This is a genomic window from Paenibacillus sp. J31R122 (genome assembly GCF_056269185.1).
Window position 1 is genome coordinate 127943 of sequence record NZ_JBWDNM010000014.1, and the last position, 19787, is coordinate 147729.

Annotated in this window: 17 protein-coding genes; 5 read left to right on the forward strand and 12 right to left on the reverse strand. The window is 43.9% G+C overall.

From position 1 onward, the window contains the following. Positions 1 to 708: 708 nt before the first annotated feature. A complete protein-coding gene (locus AC0YN7_RS22055; RefSeq protein ID WP_475812186.1) occupies positions 709 to 4104 on the reverse strand; it encodes a discoidin domain-containing protein in 3396 nt (1131 codons plus the stop codon). A gap of 267 nt (positions 4105 to 4371) precedes the next feature. Here AC0YN7_RS22055 and AC0YN7_RS22060 point away from each other — a divergent pair, with 267 nt between their 5' ends. The 3 genes from AC0YN7_RS22060 to AC0YN7_RS22070 all read left to right on the forward strand — a co-directional run bounded on the left by AC0YN7_RS22060 (position 4372) and on the right by AC0YN7_RS22070 (position 6845). Next, complete coding sequence (locus AC0YN7_RS22060; RefSeq protein ID WP_475812281.1) at positions 4372 to 5109, forward strand: carbohydrate ABC transporter permease; 738 nt, start codon at positions 4372 to 4374, stop codon at positions 5107 to 5109. 39 nt (positions 5110 to 5148) lie between these two features. Beyond that, on the forward strand, positions 5149 to 5547 hold the full coding sequence (locus AC0YN7_RS22065; protein WP_475812187.1) for a hypothetical protein: 399 nt from the start codon (positions 5149 to 5151) through the stop codon (positions 5545 to 5547). A 746-nt stretch (positions 5548 to 6293) separates the two neighbouring features. After that, positions 6294 to 6845: an IS110 family transposase gene (locus AC0YN7_RS22070; RefSeq protein ID WP_475812188.1), complete on the forward strand. Its 552-nt coding sequence runs from the start codon at positions 6294 to 6296 to the stop codon at positions 6843 to 6845. A 212-nt stretch (positions 6846 to 7057) separates the two neighbouring features. Here the strand turns inward: AC0YN7_RS22070 and groL are convergent, their stop codons facing one another. The 11 genes from groL to AC0YN7_RS22125 form a co-directional block, all read right to left on the reverse strand. Further along, positions 7058 to 8695, reverse strand: a complete 1638-nt coding sequence (groL, locus tag AC0YN7_RS22075; RefSeq protein ID WP_475812189.1) for a chaperonin GroEL — start codon at positions 8693 to 8695, stop codon at positions 7058 to 7060. 178 nt (positions 8696 to 8873) lie between these two features. After that, positions 8874 to 9155: a co-chaperone GroES gene (gene groES, locus AC0YN7_RS22080; protein WP_475812190.1), complete on the reverse strand. Its 282-nt coding sequence runs from the start codon at positions 9153 to 9155 to the stop codon at positions 8874 to 8876. A gap of 312 nt (positions 9156 to 9467) precedes the next feature. Next, positions 9468 to 10712 (reverse strand): DUF2264 domain-containing protein, encoded by a 1245-nt coding sequence (locus AC0YN7_RS22085; protein WP_475812282.1) that lies wholly within the window; start codon positions 10710 to 10712, stop codon positions 9468 to 9470. A 225-nt stretch (positions 10713 to 10937) separates the two neighbouring features. Next, complete coding sequence (locus AC0YN7_RS22090) at positions 10938 to 11528, reverse strand: TetR/AcrR family transcriptional regulator (protein ID WP_475812191.1); 591 nt, start codon at positions 11526 to 11528, stop codon at positions 10938 to 10940. After that, a complete protein-coding gene (locus AC0YN7_RS22095) occupies positions 11525 to 12682 on the reverse strand; it encodes a YhgE/Pip domain-containing protein (protein ID WP_475812192.1) in 1158 nt (385 codons plus the stop codon). Before AC0YN7_RS22095 ends, AC0YN7_RS22090 begins: the two co-directional genes overlap by 4 nt. A gap of 148 nt (positions 12683 to 12830) precedes the next feature. After that, positions 12831 to 13583 carry a twin-arginine translocase subunit TatC gene (gene tatC, locus AC0YN7_RS22100; protein WP_475812283.1) on the reverse strand — a complete coding sequence of 251 codons (753 nt, stop codon included), beginning with the start codon at positions 13581 to 13583 and terminating at the stop codon, positions 12831 to 12833. A 130-nt stretch (positions 13584 to 13713) separates the two neighbouring features. After that, a complete protein-coding gene (locus AC0YN7_RS22105; protein ID WP_475812193.1) occupies positions 13714 to 13947 on the reverse strand; it encodes a twin-arginine translocase TatA/TatE family subunit in 234 nt (77 codons plus the stop codon). A gap of 53 nt (positions 13948 to 14000) precedes the next feature. After that, the gene (locus AC0YN7_RS22110; RefSeq protein ID WP_475812194.1) at positions 14001 to 15056 is read right to left on the reverse strand and encodes a molybdopterin-binding protein; all 1056 of its coding nucleotides are present in this window, start codon (positions 15054 to 15056) and stop codon (positions 14001 to 14003) included. Beyond that, positions 15053 to 15547 (reverse strand): MogA/MoaB family molybdenum cofactor biosynthesis protein, encoded by a 495-nt coding sequence (locus AC0YN7_RS22115; protein ID WP_475812195.1) that lies wholly within the window; start codon positions 15545 to 15547, stop codon positions 15053 to 15055. Before AC0YN7_RS22115 ends, AC0YN7_RS22110 begins: the two co-directional genes overlap by 4 nt. 27 nt (positions 15548 to 15574) lie before the next feature. Further along, positions 15575 to 16054 carry a cyclic pyranopterin monophosphate synthase MoaC gene (moaC, locus tag AC0YN7_RS22120; RefSeq protein ID WP_475812196.1) on the reverse strand — a complete coding sequence of 160 codons (480 nt, stop codon included), beginning with the start codon at positions 16052 to 16054 and terminating at the stop codon, positions 15575 to 15577. A gap of 38 nt (positions 16055 to 16092) precedes the next feature. Continuing rightward, complete coding sequence (locus tag AC0YN7_RS22125) at positions 16093 to 16701, reverse strand: 5-formyltetrahydrofolate cyclo-ligase (protein ID WP_475812197.1); 609 nt, start codon at positions 16699 to 16701, stop codon at positions 16093 to 16095. 153 nt (positions 16702 to 16854) lie between these two features. Here AC0YN7_RS22125 and AC0YN7_RS22130 point away from each other — a divergent pair, with 153 nt between their 5' ends. Then, positions 16855 to 18792: an ABC-F family ATP-binding cassette domain-containing protein gene (locus AC0YN7_RS22130; RefSeq protein ID WP_475812198.1), complete on the forward strand. Its 1938-nt coding sequence runs from the start codon at positions 16855 to 16857 to the stop codon at positions 18790 to 18792. 46 nt (positions 18793 to 18838) lie between these two features. Further along, positions 18839 to 19780: a phosphotransferase family protein gene (locus tag AC0YN7_RS22135; protein ID WP_475812199.1), complete on the forward strand. Its 942-nt coding sequence runs from the start codon at positions 18839 to 18841 to the stop codon at positions 19778 to 19780. Positions 19781 to 19787: the final 7 nt, after the last annotated feature.

Here is a 19787-nt window from a genome sequence, read left to right on the forward strand (position 1 = left end):
CATCACTCCCTTCATTTGTGTTTGATCCACCGCTTCCATCCAGAACCAGCCATAAATTTCATAGTGTAGTGAGTTTCAAGCATGAAATGAACGAATGTGTCCCTAAGGCCACTAATTTGTTTTATATGTGCACACATTCGGTTACGGTAACACTCTCCTAGCTTTGAAGGTGTGGGAGATCACTCCAAGCGATACTACTTCCATATTTGACCAAGTATGTAGCATATGCGGCGATAAGTGAAATTGGTAGTCTTCGAATTTAAAGAAGAAATTGAATAGTTGGAATTTTACTATATGTAAGCAATTACAATTGATGAGGTGGATGTCGTGGATGTCGTGGATGTCGTGGATGATCTTGATGATTTTCGGTAAGTGCTTAGCATTGACTCTAATCAGTCAAAGTTAAGCACCTAAAACGAAGTTCATTAAAGTTTAATCTCGCAAATAAAAATTAAGATTCTATTAAATAATGGAACAAACTTGGGTTCTGTCTTTTTAAACCGCATATATAACGTGTTGAAAAAGTATACACACGGTCATAAGAAGTGTCAGACAGAGTGCAACTAATCTTTTTAACATCGAGTAAACCACCTTTTTAGAATCATTCTATCGATATAAAAAACAAACAACTCATGAAAGTACCAACCTTCCATGAGCTGTTCCCAACCTGCAATGAACCTGTTCATACCACTGTTGGAATGGTTTTTTTTATTTCAAGATCGCCGAAGCTACAATTGCAAGGTCTTCAATACCAACCTTACCGTCTTTATTCACATCTGCTCTCGCATTCCAGCCAGGCTGACCTTGCTCGGTGCCATAAGCTGCCGCAACAATTGCCAGGTCTCCGACCGAGACGCCATTTCCATTAATATCTGCGGTTATTTTCTTGCTTACAAACACTTGAATTGCCGCTGCTAATGCAGTTTTCGCATCATCTACCTGCTGCTGAGTCGCATTCGAATTATTCGCTATTGCAGTAGCCGTATTAATAGCCGACTGCAATTGCGTTTTGGAGCCAGTCACATACAGTCCGTCCTCATTGCCTTCCACAGCTGCATCGTACTTCGCCTGAGCGTTCGCGATCGTTGCATTCAAGAGAGACTTATCTACAGGTATAGTTATTTGGATCTCGCGGGAAGCTCCGCCAACCTGCAGTTCATTCCCCTCTGCATTGGCAATCACGACATGGTCTACAGAAATTGTTGTATTGGCTGCTACAGATTTAGCCTTAAATTGGATTGCGAGCAAATCGCCTTGGGCAGGCACGTTCACGCCCACGCTGGCAACCACAATTCGGATTTCTCCTGGAGCTGTTTCCTTTTTATCGATGACTTGGAACCCGTCTTTCAGGGAAGTCACTGATTCAAACTGCAATTTCTGCGGATCAAAGTGAACCGTCAAATCTTGACCATACACCGACTGGTACATACTTTGCGTAACGTTCAATCCCATCGTTACATCAAATGTCTGGCCCGAGGTCGCCTGCTGCACGCTATTCAGAGTAGCTTGACTTGCCTCCGGCTCAACCCCAACTACTCTGTAAGTCGCTTTTGCCTTTAACGTTGTTCCTTCTACTGTTCCATGAACGGTAAAGACTCCTTCCACAGCAACCATTTCCTCAGTAATTTCATCCCATGCAACGTCAACTAATCCAGTTGTTCCATCATTGTATACAGCCTCGATCTGTGCTGGCAGTGATGGTATTACGCCTAAGTTCGTATCCACAGCAACCGACTTGTAATCTACAATCGTCTTTACCAATTCTTCATTCGGTACATTCAACTCGGCAGCTGAAGCAAAGCCTCCATGTCCACTGGTAACAGTCAATTTTACATATCTTGCAGATACTGCTGTAAAAGTTGCCGTCTTTTCTGTTTTATCGTTTGCCCACGTTCCGGAGGTTGCATCCGTAAATGTAACGCCATCTGTGCTTGTAGAAATGGTATAGCCCGTAATATTGCCGTTGGAAAGACTATCTTGTCTTGGTAGATACTTTAATTTCGCAATGCTGTAAGTACCTCCAAGATTAATCGTTATGGACTGAGGAAGATTGGCCATTGGATCCCACTCGGAATGCCAGAACGTCGAACTGTCATGGTCTAGCGCATTGCTTGCCTCATTACCGCTACGCTGGCTGGTTGCAGTGGCTGTCATTTGTGATTGCGGGATGTAGCTAGGATTAGGAGGGTCAATATTGTTGTCTCTAGTCACCGTAAAACCTTGAGACGTGTCAATTGTGTCGGTATTCGTATACATATAGGACAAAGTTATATCTTTGGTTACCCCACTCTGTGCAAACGCATTTCCTGTTATAGTTACATTTTTTGAACCTTCGGCATTGATTTTAAATCCGCCTTCCTGAGCAGTGTTATTGGTAAAGCTGAATCCGTTGACGCTTCTAGCATTGATCGAGGTAGTGCCACCCGTCATATAAAATGTATTGTCGCTAATATTGATGTTGCTATGCACGGTCTTATCAGGATGCTTGGAAGACGAACTTGGCGTAATATTAATGACAGGATTCCCAGTGTTATTAAATGTATTATTGCTTATGGTCACGTCCCTGACCATACCTGATTCATACCAACTGTTAGCATCGTCAGCTATCTTAATAGCGCTATCTCTTATATAATTAAATGTATTATTATCGATCACCACTTTCCCACGAGTTGTCACCAAAATGCCTCTCTGCCCAGTGGATGCAAACGTAGAACCTGTAATCGTGACATTCGGGGTCCAGGTTGCGTTTTCAATAACAAATTTATTTGAAGTTACGGAAGTGGGAACATCTTTATCCAATGTCAGAAGGATATTATAGTTGTCAATGCGTGTAACCGCTGTCACTACAGCACTATCAACCGGAAGCAAGGTGGAAGCGTTAATATAATCAATTGTGTCGTTAACATCAAAAGCGTCGAAGCCCCAACTCTCATTATGCATAAACTTTACTTTAATCTGATTGGGAGCCGGTTTGTCTACGATCTTAAGATGTGTTCCGTGCACATTAATCGGATCATCATGCGCTCCGAAGAAGTTGGAGTTGTTGACCTTAATCTCACCTTTACAACCGGAAATCTGCATGAAATCAGCCATAGATGCGATTGTACGACCGCTTCCCGCTTTAGGCGCAAAATTAAATTGCTCAAAGGTTAGATCTTCACTATATTGCGCGACAATGCCAAGTCCTGGGGCATCATGGAAATTTACCCTTGTCCATGTGATATCCTTGCTTCTGTAAATAAAAGCGCCTTGTTCTTTACGAATGTCATTTCGCAGTTGAAAGGTATGTCCAATTGTAAGGGCAGGAGCACTTTTATAATTAAACCGAACTCTTCTGTTTCCTAAATCTTGAACGCTCGTCATGCCAGAGAATGGGCTTCTTCTCCACTCAGCCCTTGTGGTATCCGGGTCATACTCCTGAGCCCATGTGATGTTTGCATAACCTTGAGCAGTCCAGTTATCTAGTGGATTGCCGTTGCTGTCTACCTCTCCTGTCCATTTAAACTGACCGTTCGATATGCTGTACAAAGAATCTGGATGTATATCCGCTTCGATATACGTGCTGCCCACAGCGCGAACAGTAAGTTCGGAATTAACTGGCCGCTTGAAATCAAAACTAAGATCTTGCATATTTACATTCGTAGCGTGGTCAAATACGATAGGCGTCATGACACCATGGAACATCATCGTTGAGTTATTGCCCCGGATAGTGACGTCGTTAATATCTTTTAACAGGATTCCTATCTTTCTGTTCAATGCCCCAGAATTACTTCCTTTTAGGGTGTTGGAGATAAAGTAATCAGCTCTGATAGCAGATGCATCTTTAAAGTTATAAGTACCAGAAGGGAAATCCAGAATAACCGGTTTGGGAGCATTTTTAGCGGCCTCAATAGCTTCAGCCACTGCTGGACCTGCGTCATCTCCGGTGTAATTAACCGTAATTACAGAGTAATTAGAGCCACTTATTATTTCATTGCTTTGGGTATAATTATTTGCAGCATGCGTAATATGAGCTTGAGACGCAAACGTAATAGCAGCAATGAAGATAGATAATGGCAAAAGTTTTAAGGCTAATTGTCTACTTAAGAGAATTTTTTTCAGCAAGAGAAATTCCACCTTTCAATTTTTGAATTGTGATGCTGTTTTAAACTAAGTGTTTTTGTGTACGCTTTCATTTGAAGCCTTGAACAAGATTGAAAACATTCATATCCCCCCCCATAAATTACCAGTATATCAATATGATAGATATTAAATCTATCGAGGTAAATAGAATATCCTCACCATTTCTAGCAAATTCCTCCTGTCTTACTTCAATTGCAGTTAATTTATACCGTGTCCTCAAATGGCTTGAAATGACGCGTTTTCTTGTATATGGTCATGACGTCTTTCAAAACGCAGGAGATGTTCTTCACGGATCCGTTCTCCCTATTTACATCTATTCGATTTGACAACTATTTGCTTGCGTTTAAGATGGGCCTCACGGGCTATTTTATGAACAGCGTTTATATTTCGGCATTGTCCGTGTTATTGATCGTGCTGTTAGCCGCCTGGGCGAGCTATCCAATAAACCGTATGCGTTTCGGATTAAGCAAGCCGCTTTTCATGCTGTTTGTGGCCGGGATGATGCTGCCGATTCACTCCACATTAATTCCGATCTTTAAATTGACGAAAGATATGGGCATTTACGATTCCTTAATGGCACTCGTGGGGCCGTATGTCGGTTTTGGGCTGCCAATATCGATATTCATTTTAACGCAGTTTATGTCTGAGCTGCCCCGAGAGGTGGAGGAAGCGGCAGAAATCGACGGCTGTTCGCATGGCCGTATTTTCTGGAGCATCATTCTTCCCATGCTGACTCCCGCTATAGCTACGATCATCATTTACAATTTTATTCATATCTGGACGGAGTTTGGTTTTGCCCTGATATTACTTAATAGTCCTGAACACATGACGCTTCCTCTCGGGATGCAAAAGTTTTACGACGAGCTGACCGTGAACGTTCCAGCCTTAATGGCGGCTTTGACGATGGCAAGCCTGCCGATCCTGCTCGTATATTTCCTTGTACAGGAAAAAATCGTAACCGGATTGACTGGAGGAGACGTGAAATAAGCCTGGAGCTTAATTTATAGGATAGGAGTTCGATAAGGGATGGAAATGGGAATCAATTTATTTTCTGTGAATCAAGCCTTAAATGAGGATTATTTTAAAACTCTGGAACGGGTAGCTGAGTGTGGTTACAGAAACGTCGAGTTGATAGCTACCAATAAGTACGGCGCCCGATTTAGCGATTCAATCCCATTTCCCGATTTGAAGAAGAAGCTTGCCGAGCTAGGTTTGAACCCAATTGCTGCGCATGAAGGTATAAAGCCGGGAGTTCATTTGAATGAGATGAATTGGGAGTGGATCATAAAGTACAATTATGAACTTGGCATAAACCGGATTGTCATTCCGATTCTTCGGATAGACACGATTCATGATAGCTTAACAACAGCGGAGCAGCTCCGTGTCCAGTTGGCTTTGGAACTACTGGGGGTTGAAGCAAATTAATCTGAACAGGTGATATATTCTCAATTTATTATCCCGCCAGATTGTTAAGCAAATCTGCCCGTTACTTCAATGGTCAAAGGAGCTTTCCTCGCGGCAGCCTACACACTAACGTTCCCAGTTAGTTTAACCCTTTACTAGTGTTCTTTCTCATCGGAATCCCGGTAAAAAGATAACAAAGAGAGGTAACTAAAAACAACTTAAAGATACTGGGCGTCATCGCTAAGTATAGGCTTAAAGGGAGCGACCAGAAAAATGCGATGAGCATAATGACACGCTTCCTAACAATCGCACCTATTACTGCTACAAATGCTGGGGCTAAAAGAAATAACCCTGCTCTTATCAAAACGACATTACTTGCTGGTTCAGAATTGTATGGGTTATAGAAGTTTAGGATTAGCCATAGTGCTATAGTTCCTAATGATGAAAGGATACCAAAATATGTCCAATACTTCACTTTATTCCTCCTAATCAATAGTACCATATATTGGAACTATCCTGCCCGTTCGTATTATGAGGTCACCAGATCTTTCAGGTGGACCTCATTTTTGCGTGGTCGTAAGATAGCGGTAGCCGGGGATCGAACGTTTCTGCCCGTGGGACTTGGATCCCGAGAGCTATACCGTTCATCCCCCCTACTTGTTAAACCATGATTAGGCTGGTTGGGACATGATCCCGAATCACATGCGATAATGTGGACGACAAGAAGGTTAGGGGTTGCCGGCGAATATAATATCGGGAGTGATTGAATGAACCCTGTCATTGGATTAGATGTATCTAAAGGGGAAAGTCATGCACAAGCTTTTTCAGATCGAGGATCGCCCTACGGAAAGACCTTTCGATTTGAGCACAATCTTGAGGGATTAGCGTCCTTCCTCCGCTTTGCTCAAAACGTGGAGTCCTTTGCTGGGCAGCGTCCGGCCATTGTGTTAGAAGCAACGGGCCATTATCATAGTCCGGTTATTCAGTTTCTAGATGAGCATCAATATCTGTATATCGTTATCAATCCGTTAATTTCTCACCAAGCGAAAAAGATGAATTTACGTAAGGTGAAAACGGATGTTGCTGACGCATACCAGTTGGGTGATATGTTCTACAAAGAAGAACTGGAGCCTTTATCACCTGGAAAATATTTATTAGACCAGCGTTTGAAGATATCTAAAAAATTGCTGATCGATACCGACCTATCAGTAAAGGAAATTGCCGAAAAGGTTGGATTCACCGATCCATTCCACTTCAGTAAAAGCTTTAAAAGCGTAACTGGTCTCAGCCCTGCTCAGTTCAGGGTGCATATGAACTGATATTCTGAGCCAATCCAATCACTTATATAGAATATTCGTTGGACACATTCACTAAGCGCCAAGAGATCAAATTGGGATTCTGCAGATAAGCTTAGCATTACTTCTCGAGTATTCTGATGGACACCACTCAGCAAGGATTTGTGACTCTAACACAAAAACGGGACCCCGAAAGGTCCCGTTTTCAATGTTATTACAGGCTTTTGATGTATGAATTACATCATGCCGCCCATTCCGCCCATGCCGCCCATATCAGGCATGCCAGCGCCGCCAGCGCCTTTTGGTTCTGGCTTGTCAGCAATAACTGCTTCAGTTGTCAAGAACATAGCCGCTACGGAAGCTGCATTTTGAAGAGCAGAACGAGTAACTTTAGCAGGGTCAACGATACCTGCTTCGAACATGTTCACCCATGTACCAGTTGCAGCATTGTAACCAATACCTACTTTTTCGTTTTTCAGACGCTCAACGATTACGGAGCCTTCTTGGCCTGCGTTCGCTGCAATCGTACGAAGTGGCTCTTCTAGGGAGCGAAGTACGATGTTAACGCCAGTTTGCTCGTCGCCATCTGCTTTAACAGCAGCAACTGCATTGTATACGTTAATTAGAGCTGTACCACCACCGGATACGATACCTTCTTCAACCGCTGCGCGAGTTGAGTTCAGAGCATCTTCGATGCGAAGCTTGCGCTCTTTCAATTCTGTTTCAGTAGCTGCGCCGACTTTGATTACAGCAACGCCGCCGGACAATTTAGCAAGACGCTCTTGCAGTTTTTCACGGTCGAAGTCAGAAGTTGTATCTTCCAGTTGAGCGCGGATTTGGTTAACACGAGCAACGATATCAGCAGAGTTGCCAGCGCCATCAACGATGATCGTGTTTTCTTTTGTAACGCGTACTTGGCGAGCAGAACCTAGCTGTTCAACCGTAGTTGATTTCAGGTCTAGTCCTAGCTCTTCTGTAATTACTTGGCCGCCAGTCAAAGCAGCGATATCTTGCAGCATTGCTTTGCGACGGTCACCAAAACCTGGAGCTTTAACAGCTACGCAAGTGAAAGTACCGCGCAATTTGTTAACGATCAGTGTAGCTTGCGCTTCACCTTCAACGTCTTCAGCAATGATTAGAAGCTGTTTGCCGGATTGTACGACTTTCTCAAGAACCGGAAGGATCTCTTGAATGTTCGTAATTTTTTTGTCAGTGATAAGGATGTAAGGAGTGTCAAGCACTGCTTCCATTTTGTCCGTATCCGTGATCATGTATGGGGAAAGGTAGCCGCGGTCGAATTGCATACCTTCAACTACTTCAAGCTCAGTAATAAAGCCTCTCGACTCTTCAACTGTGATAACGCCGTCGTTGCCGACTTTTTCCATAGCTTCTGCAATCAATTGACCCACTTCATCGTCAGCGGATGAGATCGATGCTACTTGTGCGATCGACTCTTTGCCTTCGATTGGTCTCGAAATCGCTTTAAGCTCTTCAACAGCAGCTTTAACCGCTTTTTCGATACCTTTGCGGATAACCATAGGGTTAGCGCCTGCAGTTACGTTTTTCAAGCCTTCGCGAATCATCGCTTGTGCAAGAACTGTAGCTGTAGTCGTACCATCGCCTGCTACGTCGTTTGTTTTTGTTGCTACTTCTTTAACAAGCTGAGCGCCCATGTTTTCGAAAGCATCTTCAAGCTCGATTTCCTTTGCAATGGATACACCGTCATTTGTGATGAGCGGGCTGCCAAATTTTTTCTCCAAAACAACGTTACGGCCTTTTGGACCCAATGTTACTTTAACCGCATTTGCAAGAGCATCAACTCCGCGCAGCATTGCGCGACGAGCGTCTTCACTAAATTTAATTTCTTTAGCCATTATCGGTAAACCTCCCAAAATAATTTTAAGTATTAATTAGCAAGCGTAAACGGCTGTCGCCGTTCTTGCGGCATAGGCCCGTTTCGCGGTGGTTATATAGAATTGTATGAGTGTGAAACTTATAAATTCTATATAACGTGTAGTATATTGCCCTCTATGTGTCTCAAAATTGAGCTGCTTATTCAAAGATCGCGTGAATGTCGCTTTCTTTCATGATCAAATACTCTTTGCCTTCGAATTTAATTTCTGTGCCCGCATATTTGGAGAAAAGAACGCGGTCGCCTTCTTTAACTTCCAATGCAACACGAACGCCATCCTTCAGCGTACCGCTGCCAACTGCTATCACTTTGCCTTCTTGTGGCTTTTCTTTCGCCGTGTCCGGCAATACGATACCGCTAGCTGTTGTTTCATCTTTCGCTATCGCTTCGATTAATACGCGTTCACCTAAAGGTTTGATCATTGAAAATAGCCTCCTTCAAAATTTATCGCTTATTTTATTCCGTTAGCACTCGATTACCTCAAGTGCTAACAACTAGTTTTATCATACTCATTTTCGATCTTAATTTCAAGTGCTTAGATTCATTTTCACAGTAATTTTACAGTTAATGCCGAATCACTTCAATAAACCTCTCCTTCTGGTATTGCCAAACAGCATTTAATTGAAACGCTATGTAAATGAATCTACTTCTGATCTCACCTTTGAAAGAATATGTTTCATTTCCCTCTAATATGAGACAAGTAAGAGAAGCTTAATTAAAGAGAAATCCTTCAGTTATTTCAATGCTGTATCTATTCCAAAAGAAACCCCAGACCAAGCCTTGCGGGCAGTCCAATCCTCGGGCGCACTGCTCCAAAATGGATGTGTTTCTGACAGTCCAAGCGGAAGGAATACCGCCGCACACAAATACAAGCTGCCGGTAGATATATAAGACTCCCCAACAGCAGGCTGATGTCCACAAAATCCGATCGTCAACCACCCGCCGTCAGTTGTAAAATTTCCAGGCATCTCAAGCGTTCGCCTTATGACCGCGGTAAGTGCGCAGCGAACCTGCCCTGCTGACAAGCTGTCTGGCAGATCATCCCGCAAAGAGCTCTGCGCTAAGCTTTGGAATGCTCCGAAACGGTAGGCTAGCGAACGACCAATCGGCGGATAAGTACCGTCGCTTGCAATAAATCGCTCCTGCACCTCTGCGTAGCGGCGAGCACGTTTGAATACGTCATCGCACATCAAGCGCCAGCCTTCATCCCTATCGCCCACAGCAGTCAGAATATCTACCAACATGGGTTGTATAACATAGCTATTATAATAATCAAAGTGAAAATCCTTACCGTCTCCATATGCGCCATCACCAAGGTACCACTGCTCATGCTGCTTTAATGCAAAATCGATTCGCATAGGATCCCAATCACTTTCCCCCACAGCATATAATGCCGCTTCAATCATCGCTGAGAACAGGAGCCAATTGTTGAATCCAGGCTTCCTCGTTCGCGTTTGCTTCAATGCTGCAATGACATTGTTCTTCACTTCTTGGTCAAGCCTAAACCATAGCTCTTGAGGTGCGCGCAGTATTGCTTGAGCTAGAAAAGCTGTATCAACAATGGGCTGCATGCCATCCTTAAAGTTCATATAATCAGGCGAGGCTGGATCTGTTCCTGCAGCGATTGCTTCACGTGCGAGCTCAGAATAATGTCTTCGCAGCTTCTCCTCCTCTGAGCCGCCTGCTTCAGCATTCTCAAGCCATGGCGCGATTCCACACAATAATCGTCCTAATGCCTCTAAGTGCGTATATTTTGATCTTTCTATAGCTGCTAATGACGCCTGTTCATATGCAGCAGCTGAATTCGTTCCAGCCCCCGCATCATTCGTCAACCCACCACATTCAACCGGCATGCTTTGCTTCAGACGACGCTGAGACAACGCCTTCAATACAGGATCACTAATAGTTATCAATTGCTCGATCCAATAGGAACGATCGGATACACCATTTTGATTGAATAGTTCACTGCTCATATCCATCATTCTCCTCGACTATGTAATATTGACTATTAAGTTCTCTAACCAAAAAAGCGGAACATCGATATTCCTTCACTCCTGGATATGGCTTGTACCATTTAATATTAAACCTTCTTCATTAATATCCTCCTAGGCGCCATAGTTTTCGTATAGCGACTTTAATATTTTGTCACCCGCATATCAAAAAACCGCATCACGATTACTCGCATGCGGTTTCCTTTACTATCGCTATTCGCCTGTATAATGCAGCCCACTCAGTATAAAATCGGTAAAATCCTCGATCATTATTTCAACCGACGGCAGCTCCTCTTCAAGAAGAGGGATCCAATAATCGGCCTGGCGGTAAAATAACAAGGTGCCTACAATAGACATTAATGTTCGATCCAATGAACGAAAATGGAAAAGATTTTGCTCTCGCCCTTGCTCCAGCCAATGACGCAGTAATTTCCACAACGGCATAACATGCTTGCTTATTATTTGAGTTCGAGGCGTATTCGTTACGATCTCTTGCTGTATAATTTGAATAAGCTCATAGTCACGGTAACGAAACATGGTCACCTGCTGAATGATTAATTCGACACCCTTTACCGGCTCTAATGCAGCATCCACACCAGCAAGCTCCTCATTGGGAAAAAAGTTCTCAAACAATGCGCCAAACATGTTTTCCTTACCGCCAAAATAGTATGATACTAACGCAATATTAGCGCCAGCCTCTTCGCATATTTGGCGAACGGTCGTTTTTTCGAAACCATATTTAGCGAACATTTTTTTAGCAGCTAATAAAATTCTTATTTTAATATCCGCCTCAGCTAATGTCATGCCGTACCTCTTACTGCTGAAGGCTGCTTAACCGTTTGTCGTTTTAACGTAACAGCTAGTGCGCTTACCGCTATTGCGACTATAGCAATTGCAGATAATGCCAGCACATCGCTGCCAACTCCCGGTCCTCCGAACAGTACATTCATGCTGCCCTCGACCGCATAGGTTGCCGGAAGCATGTCACCCAGCTTAATGTAGAAATCTGACAGCAGCTCGCGCGGTACTATGGCCCCTGAAGAAACGAGCTGTGCCGAGAGCACCATAATGTTAAACAGCATACCTGCCATGCCGAACAGATATAGAAACATTTGCGATACGAACATGAACGTAAGCAAGAACAGCAACTGGAACAGCCATAGCTTCATGAATCCTTGCTCCATTTGCCCTCCAAACGCCGCTAGCATCGAAGATCCCGTTAAAGATACGAAGACAGCTGCAACTACGTTAAGGATACTTCTAGTTGCAAAACGTTCCCATCTACCGACACTATTACTTACCGCCAACGAAGATTGTTCAAAATTCATACCCATAATCATTGCGCCCACATAAGCAGCAAGAACCATCATCATAGGCACCATTTGATTATTCATGCCTTGCACCACATTTGTGGTTTGAATATCAGACGTTACACGCTGTGATAACCCCTGAGCCATTGGAGCAGCCTGCTCAGCAGCTAGGTTCATACCGCTAAGGACCGTTTGAATACCGCCAGCAACGGCTTGCTTATTAACCTCAGTCGTAATTTGAGCAGCTGCGCCACTCATGATGCTTTTGATCATCGCAGGATTAGACTCATTTATAAAATATTGAATCAAAGCTTGCCCGTCAGCAACGGTTGCCTTCTGGGAGAAATCAGCCGGTATATAAACGACCATTTGCAGCTCCCGCTCATTTAGCTGCTGCTTTGCTGCTTCAATCTGATCTATTTGCGTCATATCAAACGGCAAATTGTTTACAAGATTGCCCGCAATCTTTTGTCCCATTTGCTGATCTTCATTAACTACAGCTATCCTCAAATGATCTACGTGATCTGTAACTCCGTTATAGCCAGTCATCCATATAACTGAGAATATAACTTGGAACATCAACGCTGTAATAATTCCGACCCAAGTAGTTGGGCGCTTCATAAAAGCTTGTAAGGCATTTCTCATCATTACCACTCCGCTCTCTCTAATTAAACAACCGTTTTAAACAACTGTTTAAATGATAAAAGATTACAGTTTGGTTTGTCAATAACAAAAAAAGAAGAAGAGAATTTCTCCTCTTCTTCGTCTTCTTCATCTTCTTATTATTCTTATTCTTCTACGCATTCTCTGCTGATTCACCGAATTCTTCTTCCCATTTGGCATCAGCCGCAAGCTGCTTTTTATACACTGTCCCGGATAAAAACACACTAACCTCATACAAACAAATTAAAGGTATCGCCACTAAAATATCAGATATAAAATCCGGCGGCGTAATCATTACCCCTATGACTACCATGATGAAATAAGATAGTCTTCTCATTTTACGAAGCCGCTTTGGATTCAACAGACGAATTGCCGTTAGAAACATAATGACAAGCGGCAGCTCGAACAATAGTGAGATAGGTATTAATAAGTTGAACATAAACGAAAAATATTGCGCAATGCCATACGTTTCTTCCAGGTTTAAATGTGCGGAAACCGATCTTGTAAAGCCAAAAGCAAGCGGAAAAACGACAAAATAGGAAAACGATAATCCGATTAAAAACATAATCAGCGCAAAGGGTACATATTTCAAAGTCGAACGCTGTTCATTTTTACGTAATGCCGGTTTGACGAATGCCCATAGCTGATATGCTATAACAGGCAGCGCCACTAGCAACGCGATTACAAAAGCAAACTTCATATACATGCCGATACCGTCCCATAGCGAGAACGTATGTAACGAAACTGTGTTTGCTGGCTTCTGACTCATTAGAAAGTTATACACCGGTTCTGCAAATATGATACCAACAACTAGGCCGACCGTAACAACGATTAAAATATAGATGAGTCTCTTACGCAGCTCACCGAGGTGCTCCAGAAGCGGCATAAGCCCTTCTTCGCTAAGCAACCCTATTCTTGACGGCTGCTCGGACTTATTGCTTGACTCCGAACCCAATTGCATTTACCTCCCTCGCCTAACGCTCACGACCTTTTCTTCAAGAAAAAAGCGGGCCCGGTCAGTCCGGAAGCCGCTTATTGTCAGTATCATTTTTTTCTAAACGACTCACTTCTACACGGTTGGAGTCCTTATCCTTGCGATCGACATCGTCCATCATTTCTCTAGCCCCGGATTTAAACTCACGAAGCGTCCGACCGAAAGCACGTCCCAGCTCCGGCAGTTTATTCGGTCCGAATAGCAGCAAAGCGACGAGTACGAGCAGTATAATCCCCGTTGTACCTATACCTGACATTTGACCAGCCTCCTTCATTTTTTACGAAGTAAATCTCACTTCGTCCATCTAATCTAACAACTATTTAATCCGCCATACCCCATACTTACAATATCTTCACGAGCAATTCTATCTCCCGCTAAAATACGAGGAAGAAGCACATCAAAAGACGTGTAGGGGTCATGCATGACGCAGCCCGGCAAACCTAAAATAGGAATTCCATTCAAATACGCCATCATAAGCATGGAGCCTGGCAGCATGGGTGTCCCATAACTTATAATTTCCGCCCCTGAAGCTTTTATTGCTCCCGGTGTACGATCATCTGGATCAACTGACATTCCGCCAGTTACTAGTATCATATCATACCTTTGCGCCTGTAAATAGTGTATTTCCTTAACAATTATTTGTCTATCATCAGGAGCGAATCGATGTTCAGCAACCTCGGAGCCTAACGCTTCGAGCTTGCTTCGAACAGCGGGTCCGAACTTATCTTCGATTCTACCATTGAAAACTTCCCCGCCGGTTGTGAGCAATCCAACTCGCAGCTTCTTAAACGCTCGAACGCGAACGGGCGCAGCCCCGCCATTTGCAAGCCGATATTCGGCGGCGAGCCGTTCTACCTCTTCTACCTTTTTTCTCGCTACAACAAGCGGAATAGCTCTCGTTGCTGCAATCGGTTGATTCGGCTTGACTACGGTATTCGTCTTCACAGTGGCAAGTGCGATTTCTCCTAGCTCGTTAATAGCAGATACGATATTCGGATCTATCTCCGCCAATCCAAGCAACGAGGATTTAATGCTAACCTTACCCTCATGCGTCTCAGAAAGAATCAATTGATCACCATAAAGCGCTTCGGCCATCCGAATAGCCGCATCGTCCTCATGCAGCTCGTCTGCGCCAAGCTCCATAATGTAAATATGCTCTTTTCCGATATCAAGAAGGGCTGGAACATCGGCTTCCGTAACAATATGACCCCTTTTGAACAAACGGCCCTTGAATTGTCCAGGAATAATCCGCGTCAAATCATGTGCAAGCCGCATCCCAATCGCATCATAAACAGAAACTTCCTTTAACAAAGTCGTGCCATGCTGTATGATTCTCTCATCTGAATGATTATTCGTAACACTCATGCGTTATGTTCTCCCAGTTGTCCCGATAAAATGCCAAGTGCATGCGGCAGCTGGTCCATAATGGCCATTAGACTCTCATGTACACCCTTTGGACTTCCTGGCAGGTTCACAATTAATGAACTTCCTCTTATGCCGCATACCCCGCGCGAGAGCATTGCTCTTCTCGTCTTCAGTAGCGCACCCATCCGCATAGCTTCTGCCAGCCCTGGCACGGAACGGTCAATGACCTTAATCGTCGCCTCTGGTGTAATATCGCGCGCAGCAAGGCCTGTTCCACCTGTAGTAAGTACAAGATCCGCATGAAAATAATCGGTCATTTCGATAAGCGCGGCCATAATCTCATCCTGCTCATCCGGCACTATTCGATAGTCTACAATTTCACCGCCAAGCTCTTCCTCAATTAATTCCCGAATTACCTGCGCGCTAGTATCCTCGCGTTCCCCACGTGACCCTTTATCGCTTGCAGTAAGTATAGCTACCTTCCACCTCATGTTCCATTCCTCCCATCCCAAGTCCGATCATGGGTTTGCCGAAATTTGATAATCGCCGCTTTTCCCGCCACTTTTGGATACAAGCTGGGTCGGTCCGATGATCATATCTTTTTGTAACGCTTTACACATGTCATAAACTGTTAGTGCCGCGGCTGACACAGCAGTCAGCGCTTCCATCTCAACGCCTGTTTTACCTGTTGTCTTCACGGTTCCTTCTATATAAAGCTCATCTGTTCCATTATCACTGAATATCACATTGATGCCTGTGAGCGGAAGTGGATGACACATTGGAATCCACTCTGATGTTTTCTTGGCAGCCATAATTGCTGCAATCTGAGCTACCGCAAGCACATCACCCTTGCCAATCTTGCCAGCTTTTATTTGAGTTAATGTTTCAGGGTTCATCTTCACCATCGTTTGAGCGATTGCCATACGCGCAGTGTCTACCTTATCAGAGACGTCTACCATACGCGCTCGACCCTGCTCGTTAAAATGTGTCAGTTCCAATTTTATCGCCCCAAGCTTCGTATATATTCCTTACTTTCTTATATCATATAAACGCCTTGCTCTGTTAATATTCCGTCTAGCGGTAAATCATGTTCCTCCATCGGCACTTTGTCAATGATCTGTTCTTCAAAAGCCGTGCCGATCCATAAGATCTTTAGAGCAGCATCTGACTGTTTAAGAAGAGACGTCGCAAAGCGATCATAATAACCAGCGCCATAACCAAGCCTTCCGCCATTACGATCAAAGGCCAATCCAGGAACAAATACAATTTTCGGTATAAGTTCTATGTTAATTGCTGGTGTCAAAAGAGGATTTGGTTCCATGATTCCATACGCGCCCGGGATAAGCTCATCCCAGCTTCGCAATAAATGGAGTGTCATCGAACGATCATCAGCGAGGCAACGAGGAACAATCACGTCCCTCCCTGTTCGCCAACCCCATTCAATAAGCGCCGACAAATCGAGTTCACTTCGAAATGGTATATATACCATGAAAGTCTGTATGGACAAATTGTCCAAAAAAGCTTCTGTTTTTTTGCAAGCAGCTTCTGACCAAAGCTTACGCTCTTCAATAGAAAAGCTGTTCCTTTTCTGAGCCATCTGTCTTCTCATATCCGCTTTATCTATCGAGTGATTTCGTTCAGTCAAGGGCAGTCACCTTCTCTACTTCCCCTCATTTTCTTTCATTAATTGTAGTTTACCACTCTTATGCAACTTTCGCCAATGCTGACCCTCGTTTATGGTACACTAGAGTGGTATGGAAGCGACGAAAAGTTGCAATTATTTGGTGGAGGTTTCTAAATGCTGCTGCAGGTTTCGAACATTACAAAAAGCTACGGCGTAAATGTCGTATTATCCCATATCTCAATTCAAGTTCAAGAACGGGAACGAATTGGTCTCGTCGGTGTCAACGGTGCAGGCAAATCAACCTTGTTAAAAATTATTGCCGGTGAGATGTCCGCAGATTCCGGAGATATCCATAAAGCAAAGGAAACAAAAATTGGCTATTTAGCTCAAAATAGCGGCTTAAACTCCGAAAGAACGATTCATGCGGAAATGCTTGCCGTGTTTTCACATTTACTTGATGCGGAGCAAGAGCTGCGCGAGCTGGAAGTGAAAATTGCCGATCCAAAGCTTTATGAGGATGCCAAAAAATATGCCGATACACTGGAGCGTTATTCCAAAAGATCCGATTGGTTTAAAGAGCAGGGCGGCTTTGAGATTAATACCCGCATAAATAGCGTGCTTCACGGAATGGGCTTCGGACAGTTTCCTGCCGATACACTTATTTCGACACTAAGCGGCGGTCAGAAAACACGGCTCGCTTTAGCTCGCATTCTACTGCAGGCTCCAGACCTGCTTATGCTGGATGAGCCAACCAACTACTTGGATATCGAAACACTTACTTGGCTTGAATCCTATTTGCGCGGATATTCCGGTGCTATTCTCGTAGTATCCCATGACCGCTATTTTCTAGATGCTCTAGCCCAAACGATAATCGAAATTGAAAGGCATACCTCCAAGCGCTATACCGGGAATTATAGCCGCTATATGGAGCTTAAAGCCGCGGAATACGAAATAAATATGAACAAATTCGAGAAGCAGCAGGATGAGATTTCTCGTATGGAGCAATTTGTACAGCGTAATCTCGTACGTGCCTCCACGACCAAGCGGGCTCAAAGCCGACGTAAAGCTTTGGACAAAATGGATCGCTTGGACAAGCCTATGGGTGACCTGAAGAAAGCTCATTTCACCTTTGAGATAGAGCGTCCCACAGGCAAGGATGTATTAGCAGTCAGCGATGTATCCGTTACTTTTCCTAACCATGATCAGCCGATATTCCGCAATGTTTCCTTCCAGCTTACGCGTGGTGAGACCGTTGCTTTAATTGGCCCTAACGGAATAGGAAAATCAACCTTGCTCAAAGCAATTGTCGGACAGAATGAACCAACAACCGGGACGATTCGTTTCGGGACCCATGTGAATGTCGGTTATTATGATCAAGAACAAACCCGTCTTAATGGTCAAAATACCGTACTTGAGGAAGTATGGGGCAGCTATTCCCATATGGAAGAAGCCCGAATCCGTACCGTTCTTGGCAATTTCTTGTTTAGCGGTGAAGATGTTTTAAAGCGTGTCTCCTCTCTTAGCGGCGGCGAGAAGGCTCGCGTATCACTAGCAAAGCTGATGCTAGCCCAAGCGAATGTTTTGATTTTGGATGAGCCTACCAACCATCTCGACTTATTCAGTAAGGAAGTATTGGAATCTGCTTTGCTTGATTATGAAGGCACACTTCTCTTTATTTCACATGACCGCTACTTCTTAAATAAGATGGCTGAGCGAATTGTCGAACTTAAACCGCAGGGCGTCGATCATTTCCTAGGAAATTATGACGAAATGATGGAGAAAAAAAGTGAAATCGAAGAGACTCGACTAGAATCACTGTCTAAACAAACAGCAGGGAATTCGAAATCATCCGCTATCTCTGACAAAACACCGGTTAGCTCTTATGAGGCAGATAAGCAAGCAAAACGTGATGAACGGACTCGTCAGCGGAAGCTGGAGCAATTAGAGCAAGAAATTGCAAGTCTAGAGGACGATATCAGCAAGCTTGAGGAACAGCTCACTGATCCTTCTATTTTCAACGACTATATACGGATTCAAGAAATTCAGGCCGATATTGAACAACGCAAAGCATCCCTTGCAGCTGCCTATGAGGATTGGGAGCAGTATATGTAGTTGTCTATTATATAACGGTAGGTCCATTAGAAAGGAATACAAGCCTATGCATTCAGTTTTAGGGAACCAACTATCGGATCGCATGGTGAGGTGGATCATAGACTCTACAGATGCTTCTGCATCTATTCAATCCATTAAGCGATTGCAAGGCGGTATGTCATCCATCGTTCATAGCATCACCCTAAAAATCAATGAGACAGAGCGGCAATTAGTCTTAAGACAGTTTGACAATGCAGAGTGGCTTAGCAATGAGCCTGATTTACCGCTGCATGAAGCAGCAAGTCTCAAATGGGCTTCCAAGGCCTACGTTAAGACACCTCAAATTATAGCCTATGATAAAACTGGCAGTGAGTGCGGCATTCCAGCTGTGCTTATGACACAACTTAATGGCTCAGTTGTCCTTAAGCCACAGCATATGGACCATTGGCTAAGTGGTCTTGCTCAAGCTCTCGTTCGGGTCCATCAAGTCGATGCAGGACAATTCCCTTGGACATACTTTACTTACAACAACATTGCCGCTTTAGAGGTCCCGTTTTGGTCGAAATATCCGGACATGTGGATGCAAGTCATTCGCTTAGTTAATAGTCCACCACCTAAAGTAAAACCTTGCTTTATCCATCGCGACTATCATCCTACGAATGTACTATGGGTCGACAGTAACGTGAGCGGTGTTGTCGATTGGGTAAATGCTTGTCAGGGTCCAGCTGGAATTGATATTGGCCATTGTCGATTAAATCTTGCCTTGTTATACGATGTCTACACCGCTGATGCCTTTTTGGCCTCTTATCAAAAGTTTGCAGGTTCTGATTTCATCTATGAGCCATACTGGGACCTTATAAGCTTAATTGAGATTCTAGGTGGCCCGCCTCAGGTGTATCCCGGTTGGGAAGCTTTCGGAATGACAGGGTTGACCAATGAGTTAATGGAAGAACGACTAGACAACTATATGATAAGTCTATACAAAAAGGCAGTTCAAGAATCAACTTGAGCTGCCT